14 protein-coding genes and 1 pseudogene are annotated in these 13,751 nt (G+C 70.8%); 7 read left to right on the top strand and 8 right to left on the bottom strand.

What is annotated here, in order from left to right; all coding sequences use genetic code 11:
* The first annotated feature begins 21 nt into the window (after positions 1 to 21).
* Positions 22 to 1,527 (top strand): alkaline phosphatase, encoded by a 1,506-nt coding sequence (locus tag TNMX_RS05940; RefSeq protein ID WP_038030362.1) that lies wholly within the window; start codon positions 22 to 24, stop codon positions 1,525 to 1,527.
* Here TNMX_RS05940 and TNMX_RS05935 read toward each other — a convergent pair.
* From TNMX_RS05935 to TNMX_RS05905, 7 genes are all read right to left on the bottom strand, one after another.
* Positions 1,524 to 3,536 (bottom strand): cobyric acid synthase, encoded by a 2,013-nt coding sequence (locus tag TNMX_RS05935; protein WP_038030359.1) that lies wholly within the window; start codon positions 3,534 to 3,536, stop codon positions 1,524 to 1,526. The two genes, TNMX_RS05940 and TNMX_RS05935, sit on opposite strands and share 4 nt — an antisense overlap.
* Before the next feature lie 148 nt (positions 3,537 to 3,684).
* On the bottom strand, positions 3,685 to 4,047 hold the full coding sequence (locus TNMX_RS05930; protein ID WP_038030354.1) for a nucleotidyltransferase domain-containing protein: 363 nt from the start codon (positions 4,045 to 4,047) through the stop codon (positions 3,685 to 3,687).
* Entirely contained in the window at positions 4,044 to 5,042 is a 999-nt protein-coding gene (locus TNMX_RS05925) for a histidinol-phosphate transaminase (RefSeq protein WP_038030351.1), read from the bottom strand. The genes TNMX_RS05930 and TNMX_RS05925 overlap by 4 nt, the downstream gene beginning before the upstream one ends.
* A gap of 45 nt (positions 5,043 to 5,087) precedes the next feature.
* The gene (locus TNMX_RS05920) at positions 5,088 to 5,417 is read right to left on the bottom strand and encodes a nucleotidyltransferase domain-containing protein (RefSeq protein ID WP_014511282.1); all 330 of its coding nucleotides are present in this window, start codon (positions 5,415 to 5,417) and stop codon (positions 5,088 to 5,090) included.
* Positions 5,356 to 5,775, bottom strand: coding sequence for a HEPN domain-containing protein (locus TNMX_RS05915; protein ID WP_038030404.1), 420 nt, complete (start codon positions 5,773 to 5,775; stop codon positions 5,356 to 5,358). Before TNMX_RS05915 ends, TNMX_RS05920 begins: the two co-directional genes overlap by 62 nt.
* A 9-nt stretch (positions 5,776 to 5,784) precedes the next feature.
* A complete protein-coding gene (cbiB, locus tag TNMX_RS05910) occupies positions 5,785 to 6,633 on the bottom strand; it encodes an adenosylcobinamide-phosphate synthase CbiB (RefSeq protein WP_038030348.1) in 849 nt (282 codons plus the stop codon).
* Entirely contained in the window at positions 6,630 to 7,145 is a 516-nt protein-coding gene (locus tag TNMX_RS05905) for a histidine phosphatase family protein (protein WP_038030346.1), read from the bottom strand. The genes cbiB and TNMX_RS05905 overlap by 4 nt, the downstream gene beginning before the upstream one ends.
* A gap of 26 nt (positions 7,146 to 7,171) precedes the next feature.
* On the opposite strand from TNMX_RS05905, the gene cobT reads away from it, so the two are divergent.
* The 6 genes from cobT to TNMX_RS05875 are packed head-to-tail and all read left to right on the top strand — an operon-like array spanning position 7,172 to position 13,191.
* Entirely contained in the window at positions 7,172 to 8,179 is a 1,008-nt protein-coding gene (gene cobT / locus TNMX_RS05900) for a nicotinate-nucleotide--dimethylbenzimidazole phosphoribosyltransferase (protein ID WP_008631396.1), read from the top strand.
* A 22-nt stretch (positions 8,180 to 8,201) separates the two neighbouring features.
* Positions 8,202 to 10,010, top strand: coding sequence for a hypothetical protein (locus tag TNMX_RS05895; RefSeq protein WP_038030402.1), 1,809 nt, complete (start codon positions 8,202 to 8,204; stop codon positions 10,008 to 10,010).
* A complete protein-coding gene (locus TNMX_RS05890) occupies positions 10,011 to 10,733 on the top strand; it encodes an adenosylcobinamide-GDP ribazoletransferase (protein WP_008631386.1) in 723 nt (240 codons plus the stop codon).
* 4 nt (positions 10,734 to 10,737) lie between these two features.
* Positions 10,738 to 11,274 (top strand): hypothetical protein, encoded by a 537-nt coding sequence (locus TNMX_RS05885; protein ID WP_014630524.1) that lies wholly within the window; start codon positions 10,738 to 10,740, stop codon positions 11,272 to 11,274.
* A 31-nt stretch (positions 11,275 to 11,305) separates the two neighbouring features.
* On the top strand, positions 11,306 to 11,869 hold the full coding sequence (gene cobO, locus TNMX_RS05880) for a cob(I)yrinic acid a,c-diamide adenosyltransferase (protein ID WP_008631380.1): 564 nt from the start codon (positions 11,306 to 11,308) through the stop codon (positions 11,867 to 11,869).
* Complete coding sequence (locus TNMX_RS05875) at positions 11,869 to 13,191, top strand: cobyrinate a,c-diamide synthase (protein ID WP_038030340.1); 1,323 nt, start codon at positions 11,869 to 11,871, stop codon at positions 13,189 to 13,191. The genes cobO and TNMX_RS05875 overlap by 1 nt, the downstream gene beginning before the upstream one ends.
* A gap of 333 nt (positions 13,192 to 13,524) precedes the next feature.
* On the opposite strand, the pseudogene TNMX_RS05870 reads toward TNMX_RS05875, so the two are convergent.
* A pseudogene (locus TNMX_RS05870) lies at positions 13,525 to 13,751 on the bottom strand (hypothetical protein); the annotation flags it as partial.

Here is a 13,751-nt window from a genome sequence, read left to right as displayed (position 1 = left end):
TTGAACTCGGAGGTGAGAAGCATGAAGCGAAGGGACATCCTGAAAGGTGGCCTGGCTGCGGGGGCCCTGGCCCTCCTGCCCCGGGGCCATACCCAGGGGGCTCTGCAGAACCAGCCTTCCTTGGGAAGGCGGTACCGCAACCTCATCGTCTTCGTCTACGACGGGTTTTCCTGGGAGGACTACGCCATCGCCCAGGCCTACGCCCGGAGGCGGCAGGGCCGGGTCCTGGCCCTGGAGCGCCTCCTCGCCCGCTACCCCAACGGGCTCATCAACACCTACAGCCTCACCAGCTACGTCACCGAGTCCAGCGCCGCGGGGAACGCCTTCTCCTGCGGGGTGAAGACGGTGAACGGGGGGCTCGCCATCCACGCCGACGGGACCCCCCTCAAGCCCTTCTTCGCCGCGGCCAAGGAGGCGGGGAAGGCCGTGGGGCTCGTGACCACCACCACCGTCACCCACGCCACCCCGGCGAGCTTCGTGGTGTCCAATCCCGACCGGAACGCCGAGGAGAGGATCGCCGAGCAGTACCTGGAGTTCGGGGCCGAGGTGTACCTTGGGGGCGGGGACCGCTTTTTCAACCCCGCCAGGCGCAAGGACGGGAAGGACCTCTACGCCGCCTTCGCCGCCAAGGGGTACGGGGTGGTGCGCACCCCCGAGGAGCTCGCCCGTTCCAACGCCACCCGGCTCCTGGGCGTCTTCGCCGACGGCCACGTGCCCTACGAGATTGACCGCCGCTTCCAGGGCCTTGGGGTGCCGAGCCTCAAGGAAATGGTCCAGGCCGCTTTGCCCCGGCTTGCCGCCCACCGCGGGGGCTTCGTCCTTCAGGTGGAAGCGGGGCGGATTGACCACGCCAACCATTTGAACGACGCCGGGGCCACCCTTTGGGACGTGCTGGCGGCGGACGAGGTCCTGGAGCTCCTCACCGCCTTCGTGGACCGGAACCCGGACACCCTCCTCATCGTGGTCTCGGACCACGCCACCGGGGTAGGAGGGCTTTACGGGGCCGGGCGGAGCTACCTGGAGAGCTCCCGAGGGGTGGACCTCCTGGAGCCGCAGCGGGCGAGCTTTGAGCACATGCTCCGCGTCCTCGGCCAGGCCCCGGAGGCCTCCCAGGTCAAGGAAGCCTTCCGGGCCATGAAGGGGGTGGACCTCGAGGACGCCGAGGCGGAAAGGGTGGTGCGGGCCATCCGGGAGAAGGTCTACTGGCCGGAGGGGGTGCGCCAAGGGGTCCAGCCCGCCAACACCATGGCCTGGGCCATGGTGCAGCGGGACGCCAAGAAGCCCGACCGGCCCAACATCGGCTATAGCTCCGGCCAGCACACGGCGAGCCCCGTGATGCTCCTCCTCTACGGCCAGGGCCTGCGCTTTGTGAACCTGGGCCTCGTGGACAACACCCACGTCTTCCGCCTCATGGGGGAGGCCCCGGGCCTCCGCTACCAGAACCCGGTGATGAGCGAGGAGGAGGCCCTGGAGATCCTCAAGGCCAGGCCCCAGGGGATGCGCCACCCCGAGGACGTCTGGGCCTAAGGGCCCGGGTCGCGGGATCGGCCGGGGCCCGGTTCCCCTCCGTGGGAGCCGGGCCTTTTGGCTTCCTGGGCGGGAACCTTGCCCCCGCCGAGGGGCAGGGCCCGCCCCGCCACCAGGAGGTAGGCCTCCTGAGCCGCCTCGGCCAAAAGGGCGTTCACCTGGCCCAGGAGGTCCCGGTAGCGGCGGGCGAGGGGGTTTTGGGGGACGATCCCCATCCCCACCTCGTTGGAGACGGCGATGACCCTCTTGCCGCTTTCCTCCACCGCGCTTAGGAAGCGCCTCGCCTCCAAGAGGGGGTCCAGGCCCCGTTCCATCAGGTTGGCGACCCAGAGGGTGAGGCAGTCCACCACCACGGTGGGGTGGCGGGCCCGCTTCAGGGCCCCCGGAAGGTCTAGGGGCTCCTCCAGGGTCTCCCAGGTGGGGGGGCGCTCCTCCTGGTGGCGGCGGATCTTCTCCGCCATCTCCTCGTCCCGGGCCTCGGCGGTGGCGATCAGGGTGGCGAAGGGCCCGGCGAGCCTCTGGGCGAAGCGGCTCTTGCCGCTCTTTGCTCCTCCCAGGAGGAGGACGAGGCCGGGGGGTGGGGGCGGGTCTACGTCCGGGGCTTTCGCCCCGGTGGGGCTTGCGGGGAAGACCCTCCCCGTAAGCCCCAGGGCCCGGTGGAGGGCCCTTAGGTCCAGGTGGCGCTCCAGGGCGTCCGCCAGGGCCTCAAGGCCCTCCTCCAGGCCCCGCGCCTCCCGGCCGAAGAGGGCCTTCTGCACCCCGGGGTTTTCCAGGAGGCCGTGGAGCCAGGTGGCGAGGAGGCTTCCTTCCTGGTGGAAGAGGGGGAGGCCCTGGCCGTGGTGGATCTCGTACCCCTCCACCTCGAGGCCCTCAAGCCTTCCCCAGTACCCGGAAAGCCCCTGAAGCCTTACCCGCCTCCGCTCCACCGTCTTCTCCCGCGCCATCCGCACCCGGTAGGGGAGGAGGCCGAGGCCGGGGAAGTGGCCCCTTTCCTCCACCCCTTCCTCGTCCAGGAGGGCTTCGGAAAGCATCTCCGCCCCTCCGCAGACGGCGAGGACGGGCTTGCCCGCCTCCAGGTGCCTCTGGATCAAGGGGAGGAAGGCCCGAAGCCAGGGGAGGTCCCGCGCCGGGAGGCGGCTTCCCGGGAGGATGAGAAGCCAGGCCCCTTCCGCCTCCTCGGGGCTATGGGCGTAGACCACCTGGGCGAGCTCGGAGAGGGGCCAGAACTCGTCCAGGTTGGCGGCGTGGGGGTAGCGGAGGAGGGCCACCTTGGGGCCATTCCCGGCGGGCTGGCGGTAGCGGAACCCGTCCTCCTCGGGGAGGGCGAGGGGAAGGAGGGGGAGGGTGCCGAGGACGGGGAGGCCGGTCCAGTCCCTGAGGAGCGCGTAGGCGGGCTTCAGGAGCTCCACGTCCCCCCGGAACTTGTTGAAGGCGAAGCCTATGAGCCTCTTTCGGTGCTCCCCCAGGAGGGCCCAGGTGCCGTAGAGCGCCCCCAGGGCCCCGCCCTGGTCCACGTCGGCCACCAGGAGGGCCTTGGCGTCCGCCCACTCGGCCGCTTTTAGGTTCGGGAGGTCGGGCCAGAGGTTCCGCTCCACCGGGCTTCCCGCCCCCTCCAGCACCAGGAGGTCGTACTCGGCGAGGAGGCCTTCCAGGGCCTCGCGGACGGGGGCCTCGAGGTGGGGCCTCCTTTCCTTCCAGGGAAGCCCGGAGAGGAAGGGATCCACCTTCCCCCACACCACCACCTGGGCGCCCCTTTCCCCGAAGGGCTTCACCAGGACGGGGTTCATGCGCACCTCAGGCTCTACCCCCGCCGCCAGGGCCTGGAGCCACTGGGCGGAGGCGATCTCCCCCCCTTGCACCACCCGGGCGTGGTTGGCCATGTTCTGGGCCTTGAAGGGAGCCGCCTTCAGGCCAAGCCGCCGGAAGTGGCGGAGAAGCCCCGCCGCCAGGAGGCTTTTCCCCACCCCGCTTCCCGTGCCCCAGACGATGAGGGCCTTAGCCCTTGGCAAGGCGCACCTCCACGGCCTTTAGGATGGCCCGGGCGTTTTCCAAGGCCTCCCTGGCCTCCGCCTCCGTGTAGGCCTCCTCCGGGGGAGGTCCTGGAGGAACCAGGCCAGGCTACGCCCCCACGGATCCAGGCCCTGGCCCGCCTCCCAGTCATTCGGGGCTTGGGCGAGCCAGCGTGAGGCTCCAAATCGGCGCTTTTCCACGCTCATAGATGGGCTTCGCCTCCCGGAGAACCCCCTTGAGGAAGGGGAGGTCCCGGCGCTCCCTACACTCCTCGGGGGTGAGGACGATGGCCTCCACGGGGAGGGGGGCGTCCTGGAGGAGCTCCAGGACGAGGCCGATGCGCTCAAGGGGAGGAAGGGGGGTGCGGGCCACCACCAGGAGGTCCAGGTCCGACCTCCGGTCCGCCGTCCCCCGGGCGTGGGAGCCGAAGAGGTAGATGGCCTCCAGGTCCAGGGCCGCCCGTAGCCGCCCCAGGGCCTCCTCCAGGTAGCGGGCAAGCTCCGGGGTCATGCCCTGAGTTTACCCGCGAGGACCTCCTCCAGGGCGAGGAGGAGGGCCCTTATGGCCTCCTCCCTCTGGGCGGAAAGCCTGAGCCACTCGGGGAGGCCGAAACTGGTGCAGTCCCGCACCCTTATGCCCCTTTCCCTCAGGGCCTTCGCCACCTCCGTGGCCCGGCCCACCCGCGCCATGAGGAAGTTGGCGGGGCTTTCCCGGACCTCGAGGCCAAGCCTCCTAAGCCCCTCGGCGAGGAGGCCCCGGAGGCGGAAGAGCTCCCTTTTGCTCCCCTCCAGCCAGGCCCGGGCCTCCGGGTCCAGGTGGGCGTGGAGGAAGGCCTCCCCGTAGACGGAGAGGGGCCAGGAAGGGGCCAGGTTCTGGAAGTGGGTGAGGTCCAGGGGGGCCAGGAGGTACCCCGCCCTGACCCCCGTGAGGCCGTGGGCCTTGTTGGGGCTATAGAGGCGGAAGGCCGTTTGGGGGAGGGGCGGGGGGGATTCCATGAGGTCGTGGTAGGCGAGGTCCAGGACCAGGGCGCCCCCTGCGCGCCTGGCCGCCTCCTCCAGGAAGGGGTAGACCTCCCCCGTGGGGTTGTTGGGCACGCAGAGGAAGGCGAGGGAACTTTTGGGAAGGAGCTCCAGGAAGGCCTCGGGGCTTTCCGCCTCCCAGAGGGGCAGATCCAGGGCCCGGGCGGCCCGGGCGTACTCGCCGAAGGTGGGGGGGAGGAGGAGGATGGGCCCCCGCAGGTAGGTCCAGCGGGCCAGGCGGTGGATGAGCTCGCTCGTTCCCGTGCCCACGGCCACCTGTTCGGGAGAGACCCCGTGGGCCTCGGCCAGGGCCCGGCGTAGCCTCCGGTAGAGGGGGTCGGGGTAACGGCTCGGGTCGGCCCTTCGCAGGTAGGCCAGGGCCACGGGGTTGGGGCCTAGGGCGTTGGCGTTGGTGGAGAAGTCGTAGAGGGGCTCGGGGCCCTCGTCGGTGCCCCCGTGGATGGGGCGGAGGACGTCGTCCAGCATGCCTTCCATGGTAGGGAAGCCGCGGGAGGCCGAGTGGGGCCCAGGCTAAGGACGGAGGCGGAGGGCCCCCTCCCGCATCCGGGCGAGGACGGCCTCGAGGCGGGCCGCCTCCTCCTCGGTGTAGGCGTGGAGCTCCAGGGGAAGGCCGGGGAAGGCCTTTCGGGCCAGGCGGTGGAGGTCCTCCCGGCGGGGCCCCCGGTAGAGGAGGAGGAGGTCCACGTCGCTTCCCACCGAGGCTCTTCCCCGGGCCCAGGAGCCGAAGAGCCAGGCCTCGAGGAGGGGAACCTCCTTCTCCAGGGCCTTAAGCCCCTCCTCAAGGCGGAGGAGGAGCTCCTCCCTCGTCCATCTGGGATAGAACACCTTCACAGTAGGCATACACCGCCTCCGCGTGTCCCAAAAGGCGCTCGGCCTCGCCCCGCCGGTAGCGCTGAAAAGGGGCGCCCTCCGGCAAGGCGTCGGGGTACCGGCTTGGGATGTGGGCCTTGTCCAGCTCACTGGCGGCGTCCAGCAACGCCTCGGGCACGGGGAGCTTTTGGGCCAGCTCCTCGAGGAGGCCCGCCACCGAGTGGCCCCAGGCCACGACTCCCAGCCTCTGGAAGACGGCCTTCACCGCCTTTTCCGCCGCCTGTTGCGCCGCGAAGGCCGCCCACTCAAAAAACCCTTCCCGCAGGGAAAGCCTAGCCTGCTCCAGGTCCCGCTTGGCCTGAAGCAGGAAGTCCCGGCTCCGCTCCACCTCCAAAGCCTACCAAAGCCCCGTGGCCGCCGCGAGGAGGAGGCCCACCCCGTAGCCCAGGCCCCCCACGAGCCAGAGGGCCTTCCGGGTGTGGGAAGCCTTGGGGGAGGGGGCCAGGGGGTTCAGGGCGTAGGCCCCCCGCTTCCTCAGGCGCACCCCGAGCCTCAAGGCCAGGGCGGCCATGGGGAAGCCCGCGTTGGGGGAGGGGGTCTTGCGGGCCTCCTGGGGGAGCCTTCCCCAAAGCCCCGGTGGGCAGAGGAGAAGCCCGGTGAGCCGGGCCGGAAGCAGGTTCAGGAGGTCGTCCGCCCGGGCGGCGAAGGCGCCCCTGGCCCCGTGCTCCGGGTAGCCCCACATGGCGTCGGCGGTGTTGGCGTAGCGGTAGAGGGCGGCCCCCCCGAGGCCGAAGAGGGCGTAGTAGAGGAGGGGGGCGAGGAGGCTATCCGAGAGGTTCTCCGCGAGGCTTTCCAGGGCGGCCTCCCGCACCTCCTCCGCGGAGAGGTCTTCCGTTCTCCGGCTCACGATGCGGGAAAGGCGCCTTCTTCCCGCCTCGAGGCCCTCTTCCAGGGCCTTCTCCACCCCAAAGACCTCCAAGAGGAGCATCCTCAGGCTGAAGAGGGGCTTGAGGAGGAGGCCCAGGACCACCCACCCCCAGGCCAAGGGCCTCAGGAGGAGGTCCAGGAGAAAGGCGGGCAGGGCGAAGAGGAGGGCCCCCAAAGCCCAGTAGAAGGCCCCGGACGGGAAACCCCGGACCCTCCTCCAGGCCCAGGCGAGGTACCGCCCCATCCAGACCACGGGGTGGAACCTCGAGGGGGGCTCCCCGAAGAGGGCGTCCAGGAGGAGGGCGAGGAGGAGGCTCACCTTGGGCCGAGGGCGTCCAGGACCCTGTGGGGCCAGTCCACCGCGAGGACGGTCGCCGGGGGCACGAAACGGTCCTCCCCCAAGGCCCTGAGCACCGCCCGCACCACCCCCCCGTGGGTGAAGAGGACCGCAGGGGCTTTAAGCCCCTCCAGGAAGCGGAAGACCCTTTCCTGGAAGGCCGAGAGGCTTTCCCCTCCCGGGGGGTGGAAGCCCTGGAACCTTAGGAGGGCCTCCTTGTAGCGGGGGTCCAGGGTCTCCCAAGGGGCCCCCTCCAGCGTTCCGAAGTGAATCTCCCGAAGCTCAGGGTAGAGGCGGGGGGAAAACCCCGCAAGCTCCGCCGTCCGCCTCGCCCGGAGGAGGTCCGAGCTGAAGGCGGGAAGAGAAGGAAGCGCCCCCTTGAGCCTTCGCGCCTGGGCCTCGCCCTCCGCCGTGAGGGGGAGGTCCGTCCAGCCGAGAAGCCTTCCCTCCCGGTTCCAGAGGGTCTCCCCGTGGCGCACAAGCCAGAGCTCCATGCCCCTAGGGTAAGCTTTTCCCCGTGATGGACCCGGAGGTCTTCGCCCAAGCCCGGCTCCGCATGGACCAGCTCACCAAGCCTCCCCGCGCCTTGGGCTATCTGGAGGAGGTGGCCCTGCGCCTCGCCGCCCTTCAGGGCCGGGTGAAGCCCGAGCTCGGGCGGGGGGCGGTGGTGGTGGCCGCCGCCGACCACGGGGTGGTGGCCGAGGGGGTCTCGGCCTACCCCCAGGAGGTCACCCGGCAGATGGTCCTGAACTTCCTCCGCGGGGGCGCCGCCATCAACCAGTTCGCCCTGGCGGCGGACTGCGCCGTCTACGTCCTGGACGTGGGGGTGGTGGGGGAGCTTCCCGACCACCCGGGGCTTCTCAAGCGCAAGGTGCGCCCGGGGACGGCGAACCTCGCCCAAGGCCCCGCCATGACCCCGGAGGAGGCGGAGAGGGCCCTCCTGGCGGGCCGCGAGGCGGCGAGGCGGGCCATCGCGGAAGGGGCCACCCTCCTCGCCGCCGGGGACATGGGCATCGGCAACACCACGGCGGCGGCCGCCCTCACCGCCGCCCTCTTAGGCCTCCCTCCCGAGGCCGTGGTGGGCCGGGGGACGGGGGTGGGGGAGGAGGGCCTGAGGCGGAAGCGCCAAGCGGTGGCCCGGGCCCTCGCCCGCCTCCATCCGGGCATGGGCCCCCTCGAGGTGGCGGCCGAGGTGGGGGGGCTTGAGCTTGTGGCCATCGCCGGGATCTACCTCGAGGGGTACGAGGCCGGGCTTCCCTTGGTCCTGGACGGCTTTCCCGTGACCGCGGGGGCCCTTTTGGCCTGGAAGATGGCGCCGGGGCTTAGGGACCACCTCTTCGCCGGCCACCTCTCCCGGGAGCCCGGCCACCGCCACCAGCTGGAGGCCCTGGGCCTGAGGCCGCTTTTGGACCTGGACCTCGCCCTGGGGGAGGGGACGGGGGCGGTCCTCGCCATGCCCCTTCTCCGGGCCGCGGCCCGCATCCTCCACATGGCCACCTTCCAGGAGGCGGGGGTTTCCCGGGGGTGAGGCCCCTGTGTATGATCTCTTCATGGGGCGCTGGGAGCTGGAACGGGCCTGGGACCTCCTGGAGGAGGGGGATCTCCTCGAGGCCTTGGAGCACGCGGAGCGGGCCTACCGCAGGCACCCCAAGGACCCGGAGGCCCGGTTCCTCTACGGCTACCTCCGCTTCACCTCGGACGGGGCCTACGAAGGGCTCCGCCTCATGGAACTTGGGGCCAAGGCCATGGGTGGGGAGGCCTGCGCCGAGCTTTGGCGGATCTACGGCACGGAGTTTCCCGCCCACCTCCTGGACTTGGCCCGCTTTCTGGAGCGGCGGGGCCTCCCTCTCCCGGGGGACACCGCCTGGGCGGAGGCCGTTCTGGAGGAGCAGGGGCTTCCTCCGGAGGTGGCCCGGGAGGTGGAGCGGTGGCTCTACCAGGAGGACATCCCCTCCCTGGAAGGGTTTTTCCGCAAACGCCCTTCCCCCTATCCGGGCTACCTCCTGGTGCGCCTGTACCTGGCCCGGGGGGCCTTCCTTAGGGCGCAAGGCCTCGCCGGGGAGCTCGGGGAGGCGTGGGGCGGGGACTGGAGGGTGGAGCTGGCCCGCCTCCTCGCCCGTTTCCCCCAGGAGGGGCCGTCCCTGGCGGAGGAGGTCCGGCCCCTCCTCGCCCGGCGCCCCAAGGACCCCCACCTCGCCGAGGGGCTCGCCCTCCTGGCCCTGGGTGTGGGAGAGGGGAGGGTGGCCCTGGAGCTGGACCGGGCCTTTGACCCGCCCCTAAGGGCCCGGTTTCCCCACCTGGAGGAGCCTCTGGAGGCGGAAGAGGAGGGGAGGCCCCTGGTTCCCCTGGGGCTCTTCCTCTCCCCGGGCCGGGCCGACGTGTCCCCTCCACCCTTCGCTTGGGAGGCCTTCCGGTCCTGGCTTCCCCGCCTGGGGCTAGGGGAGCTCACCCTTTGGGGCCGCCCCTTCCTGCGCTCGGGCCTCCTTTCCCCGGAAGACGTGAGGCAGGAGATGAGGGAGGGGGTGATGCGCCTCCGCTTCCTGGAGGAGGGGAGGCCGCCCTTCGTGCCCTTGGCGAGCCTCGGGGAGCTCCTCGGGGCCTCCCCGGAGGAACGGGAGGCGGCCTCGGCCGCGGCCTCCCCCGGAGAGCTGGCCCACTTCCGCAAGGCCTTCCCCGATAGCCTCCTCCTGGAGCTCTACGCCCTCCTATACCGGCCCTTTGGGGATTGGCCCGAGGGGCGGGTGCGCCGCCTGCTGCGGGAGGAGCTCCCCTGGGGGGTGAGGGAGGCCCTGCGCCTACGCCTGGAGCTCGGGCGGGACCCCCTCGCCCCCCTTTCCCCTCCCGAACCCCCGCCCGGGGACCTATGGCCGGAGGAGTTCCTCTTCACCTGGCTCCTCCTGGCCCCGCCCGAGGAGGAGGTGGAAGAGGCCTTCCTCGTCCCCCCCGGGAACCGGGCCGTGAACCTGGACTGGCTCAACGTCTACCCCCTCCGCGTCCGCCGCCTCGAGGCGCAAAGGCCCTGGCGGAAGGAACCCCTTCCTGAGGGGGGCGGTCTGGAGGACTGGGCCCGCCGCCTGCCCCTTAGCCTCAGGACCTTTTGGCTTGTCGAACTGGAGGTGGATGAGGGCATGGGGCTGGAGGACCTCCTGGACCCGGAAACCCTTCGGGACCTCCTGGAGGGGCTAACCCCCGGCGCCCGCTCCCTCCTCGCCCGCCTCGTCCGGGAGGGAAGGCTTCCCCTTTCCCAAGCGGAGGAAAAAGCCCTTGCCCAACTGGAGCGGCGCTTCCTGGCCTTCGTGGGGGCCGGGGAGGTGGGCCTTCCTGGGGACCTGAGGCGGGCACTTTTCCGTGCGCTTTAGGTGCTCCGAGACCTCCGCCTCGCCCTGGCCCTCCTCACGGTGTTGCCCCTGGCCCCTAAAGGGGTCGGGGAGGAGGACTTCAAGCGGAGCGTGGCCTTCTTCCCCCTGGCGGGCTACCTCCTTGGGCTTCCCCTGGCCCTCCTCGCCCTCTTGCCCCTCCCCCCGGGGCTTTCCGCCGCCCTGGGGGTCGCCCTCCTCCTCGGCCTCACGGGCTTCCTGCACCTGGATGGCCTTTTGGACCTCGCGGACGCCCTCCTCGGGGCGAGGCCCAGGGAGGAGCGCCTGAGGATCCTCAAGGACCCCCACCTGGGGGCCTTCGCCTTCGGGGTGGGGGGGGTCTACCTCCTCCTCCTCTTCCAGGCCCTGGCCCTGGTGCAAGACCCCCTCTTCCTCCTCCTCTTCCCGGGGTGGGCCCGCTTCGCCTTCCTCCCCTTCCTCCACCGCTACCCCCTCTTGGGCCCGGGGATGGCCGCCTTGGTCCGGGGGGGGCCCTGGCCCTTTGCCCTCCTTCCCGCCCTGCCCTTCCTCCTCCTCTACCCCCTCCCCGCCCTCCTCGCCCTTCTCGCCGCCTGGGGGGTGGCCCGCCTGGCCTGGGCCCGCCTCGGGGGGCTGAACGGGGACGCCCTCGGGGCCATGATCGCCCTGGGGGAGGTGGTCCTCCTCCTGGCCCAGGCCCTGCTTGGGCCGGCTCCTTCCTCCCGTGCCGGGCCTGGTTTACCATAGGGCTATGTCCGAGGACCGCCTCCTGGAGCGCTTGGAGAAGCTGGAGGGGGTGGTGGAGACCACCGTGGCCGTCCTCCCTCCCCTAATCCAGGACCTCTCCCGGCGCATCGACGCCCTGCGGGAAGAGGTGAAGGCGGAGCTCAGGGAGCGGGAAGCCCGGCTGGAGGAGCGCTTCCAGGGCTTGGAGAAGCGGATCCAGGAGGTGGAGACCAAGCTGGAGAGTCGGATTCAAAACCTGGAGGCCAGGCTGGAGCGGCAGATCCAGGAGACGGAGACCCGGCTGGGGACCCGGATCCAGGAGGTGGAGGCCAAGCTAGAGCGGCAGATCCAAGAGACGGAGGCCCAACTGGAGGCCCGGATCCACGCGGTGGAAACCAAGCTGGAAGGGCGGATCCAAGAGGTGGAGAACCGACTGGAAGCCCAGATCTTGGCCTTGCGCCAGGAGATGAAGGCCGAAATCGGTTCCGCCTTCAACAGGGTGATGCTCTATCTCACGGCCGTGGGGGTGGTACTGGCCCTTCTTTCCGTCTTCTTCCGCTAGGGCCTGTCCCTTTGCGGGGTAAGCTTTTTCCGTGGAGGAGCCCAAACGCCAAAAGCCCTACGCCAAGCCCCAAGGAGAGCGACGAGGTCTCCTTTTGGTCTACACCGGGGACGGGAAGGGCAAGAGCACGGCCGCCTTCGGCCTTGCCCTCAGGGCCCATGGCCGGGGGCTTAAGGTGCGGATTTTCCAGTTTATTAAGCATGGAACCGCCCGCTTCGGGGAGCACCGGGCCTTCTCCCTCCTAGGCATCCCCATAGAAGGCCTGGGGGACGGGTTCACCTGGAGGAGCCGGGACCTCGCCCGTTCCGCCGCCTTGGCCCAGGAGGGGTGGGGGCGGGCCAAGGAGGCCCTCCTCTCCGGGACCTACGACCTGGTGGTCCTGGACGAGGCCACCTACCCCCTGCGCTACGGCTGGGTTTCCCTGGAAGAGTTCCTGGAAGTCTTGCGGGCGAGGCCTCCCCACGTCCACGTGGTGGTGACGGGGCGGGGCGCCCCCGAGGCCCTCTTGGAGTTGGCCGACACGGTGACGGAGATGCGGAAGGTAAAGCACGCCTTTGACCAGGGCGTCCCCGCCCAGAGGGGGATAGAGCACTGATGCGTCTTCTCCTCGCCGCCCCCCACTCGGGCGCCGGCAAGACCACGGTCTCCCTGGCCCTTCTCCTCGCCCTTAGGGCGAGGGGCCTAAGGGTGCAGCCCTTCAAGGTGGGGCCGGACTACATTGACCCCACCCACCTGGAGAAGGCCGCCGCCAGGAGGCCCTACAACCTGGACGGCTTCTTCCTGGACGAAACGGGCCTCCTCGCCCTCTTCCGCCACGGGGCGAGGGGGGCGGACTTCGCCCTGATTGAGGGGGTGATGGGCCTCTTTGACGGGAAGGACCCCCGGGGAGAGGTGGGCTCCACCGCCCAGGTGGCTAGGCTCCTTAAGGCCCCCGTGGCCCTGGTGGTGGACGCCAAGGGGATGGCGGGCTCCATCGCCCCCCTCGCCCTGGGCTTCCGGGACTTCCACCCCGGGGTGCGGGTGGTGGGGGTCTTCGCCAACCGGGTGGGCTCGGAGCGACACGCGGAGATCCTGAAGGAGGCCCTAAAGGCCGTGGGCCTCCCCCTCCTCGGCTGGCTTCCCCAAGACCCCGCCCTGGAGCTTCCTGAGCGCCACCTGGGCCTGGTCCTGGCCGGGGAGATGGCCCCGCCCCTCGAGGCCCTGAGGCGGGCCTTCCGCGTGGAGCTGGAAGAGGTCCTCCGCCTCGCTGCCTCCGCCCCGCCCCTCCCCGAGGCCAGGCCCTTCCTCCCCCCGAGGCGCCCGCCCCGGGCCCGGGTGGCCTACGCCTGGGATAAGGCCTTCTCCTTCTACTACCCCGAGGCTTTGGAGCTTCTTGAGGCCTTGGGGGCGGAGCTCATCCCCTTCAGCCCCCTCGAGGACGAGGCCCTCCCCAAAGCCCACGCTCTCCTCCTCGGGGGCGGCTACCCAGAGCTCTTCGCCGAGCGACTTTCCGCGAACGTGGCCCTGCGGGAGGCCATCCGCCGCTTCCCCGGCCCCATCGTGGCCGAGTGCGGGGGGTACATGTACCTCTCCCAGGGCCTCTGGGTGGGGGAGCGCTTCTTCCCCATGGTGGGCCTGGTCCCGGGGGAGGCCCGCATGGCGGAGAGGCCCGTCCTCGGCTACCGGGAGGTGGAGGCCTTGAGGGATAGCCCCGTGGCCCGAAAGGGCCAGGCCTTCAAGGGGCACGAGTTCCACTACGCAAGGCTTCCCGCCTCGCCAAGCCCCGCCTGGCGCCGCCTGGGCGGAGAGGAGGTGGAGGGGTACACCGACGGGCGGGTGCTGGCGAGCTTCGTCCACCTCTACCTCCCCGCGAGGCCCGAGGGGGTGGAGCGGCTCCTCGGCCTGGCCTCGAGGGGCAAGGCTGCCGGGGCCTCCTAGGTAGGATCGCGGATCGGGGACCGGAGGGCCCTCTTTAGGGCAGGGAGGGCTGTTGGGATCGCCTTTTGTTTCTGGGACGCGCCGCTCTTTCGCCGACAACGTGTACGGGGCGTGGTCCGGCCTCCTGCCGTTGGACCGCCGCTTTACGCCGCACAAGACGTTCTCCAGGCGAGAGCCCAGCCGCTTGGGGATTCCCCGGCTCCGGGTTGTTGCTCACCGCACCGCGGATCGCCACCCGGTAAGGCCTGGTCCATCCACCTACCCTCCATCCGGATCACGGGCTTTAGCCGGGGTCCGAAGGAGCGGGGCGCAGGGCCAGGCCCGTCCCCTGGTTCACCGCCAGGTGCCGGGAAGGCCGCTTAAGGACTCCTCCAGCCTCCGCCATCCCGCCTGCCCCAGGAGCTCCTCCAGCTTCCCCCCGCGCTCCACGGTGCCCAGGACCCCTCCGAAGACGGGGTCCCGCCAGAAGGCCCCCGTGTCAAAGGACTGCTTGTAGAGGCGGAAGGTCTCCCCGGTAGAGGGGTCGCGGGCGTAGGTCTGGTCGGAAAGAAGGTTGGCCC

Origin of the sequence: Thermus sp. NMX2.A1, assembly GCF_000511705.1 — a bacterium.
In the GTDB taxonomy this organism is placed as follows: Bacteria; Deinococcota; Deinococci; order Deinococcales; family Thermaceae; genus Thermus; species Thermus scotoductus.
This window is presented reverse-complemented; position numbering and strand designations above follow the sequence as displayed.

Coding starts and splice junctions, on each gene's coding strand:
- cobT (WP_008631396.1), top strand. CDS start 7,172: ATGGACCCGGAGGTCTTCGCCCAAGCCCGGCTCCGCATGGACCAGCTC.
- TNMX_RS05885 (WP_014630524.1), top strand. CDS start 10,738: ATGTCCGAGGACCGCCTCCTGGAGCGCTTGGAGAAGCTGGAGGGGGTG.
- TNMX_RS05930 (WP_038030354.1), bottom strand. CDS start 4,047: ATGACCCCGGAGCTTGCCCGCTACCTGGAGGAGGCCCTGGGGCGGCTA.
- TNMX_RS05905 (WP_038030346.1), bottom strand. CDS start 7,145: ATGGAGCTCTGGCTTGTGCGCCACGGGGAGACCCTCTGGAACCGGGAG.
- TNMX_RS05940 (WP_038030362.1), top strand. CDS start 22: ATGAAGCGAAGGGACATCCTGAAAGGTGGCCTGGCTGCGGGGGCCCTG.
- TNMX_RS05875 (WP_038030340.1), top strand. CDS start 11,869: ATGCGTCTTCTCCTCGCCGCCCCCCACTCGGGCGCCGGCAAGACCACG.
- TNMX_RS05925 (WP_038030351.1), bottom strand. CDS start 5,042: ATGCTGGACGACGTCCTCCGCCCCATCCACGGGGGCACCGACGAGGGC.
- TNMX_RS05920 (WP_014511282.1), bottom strand. CDS start 5,417: ATGCCTACTGTGAAGGTGTTCTATCCCAGATGGACGAGGGAGGAGCTC.
- TNMX_RS05895 (WP_038030402.1), top strand. CDS start 8,202: ATGGGGCGCTGGGAGCTGGAACGGGCCTGGGACCTCCTGGAGGAGGGG.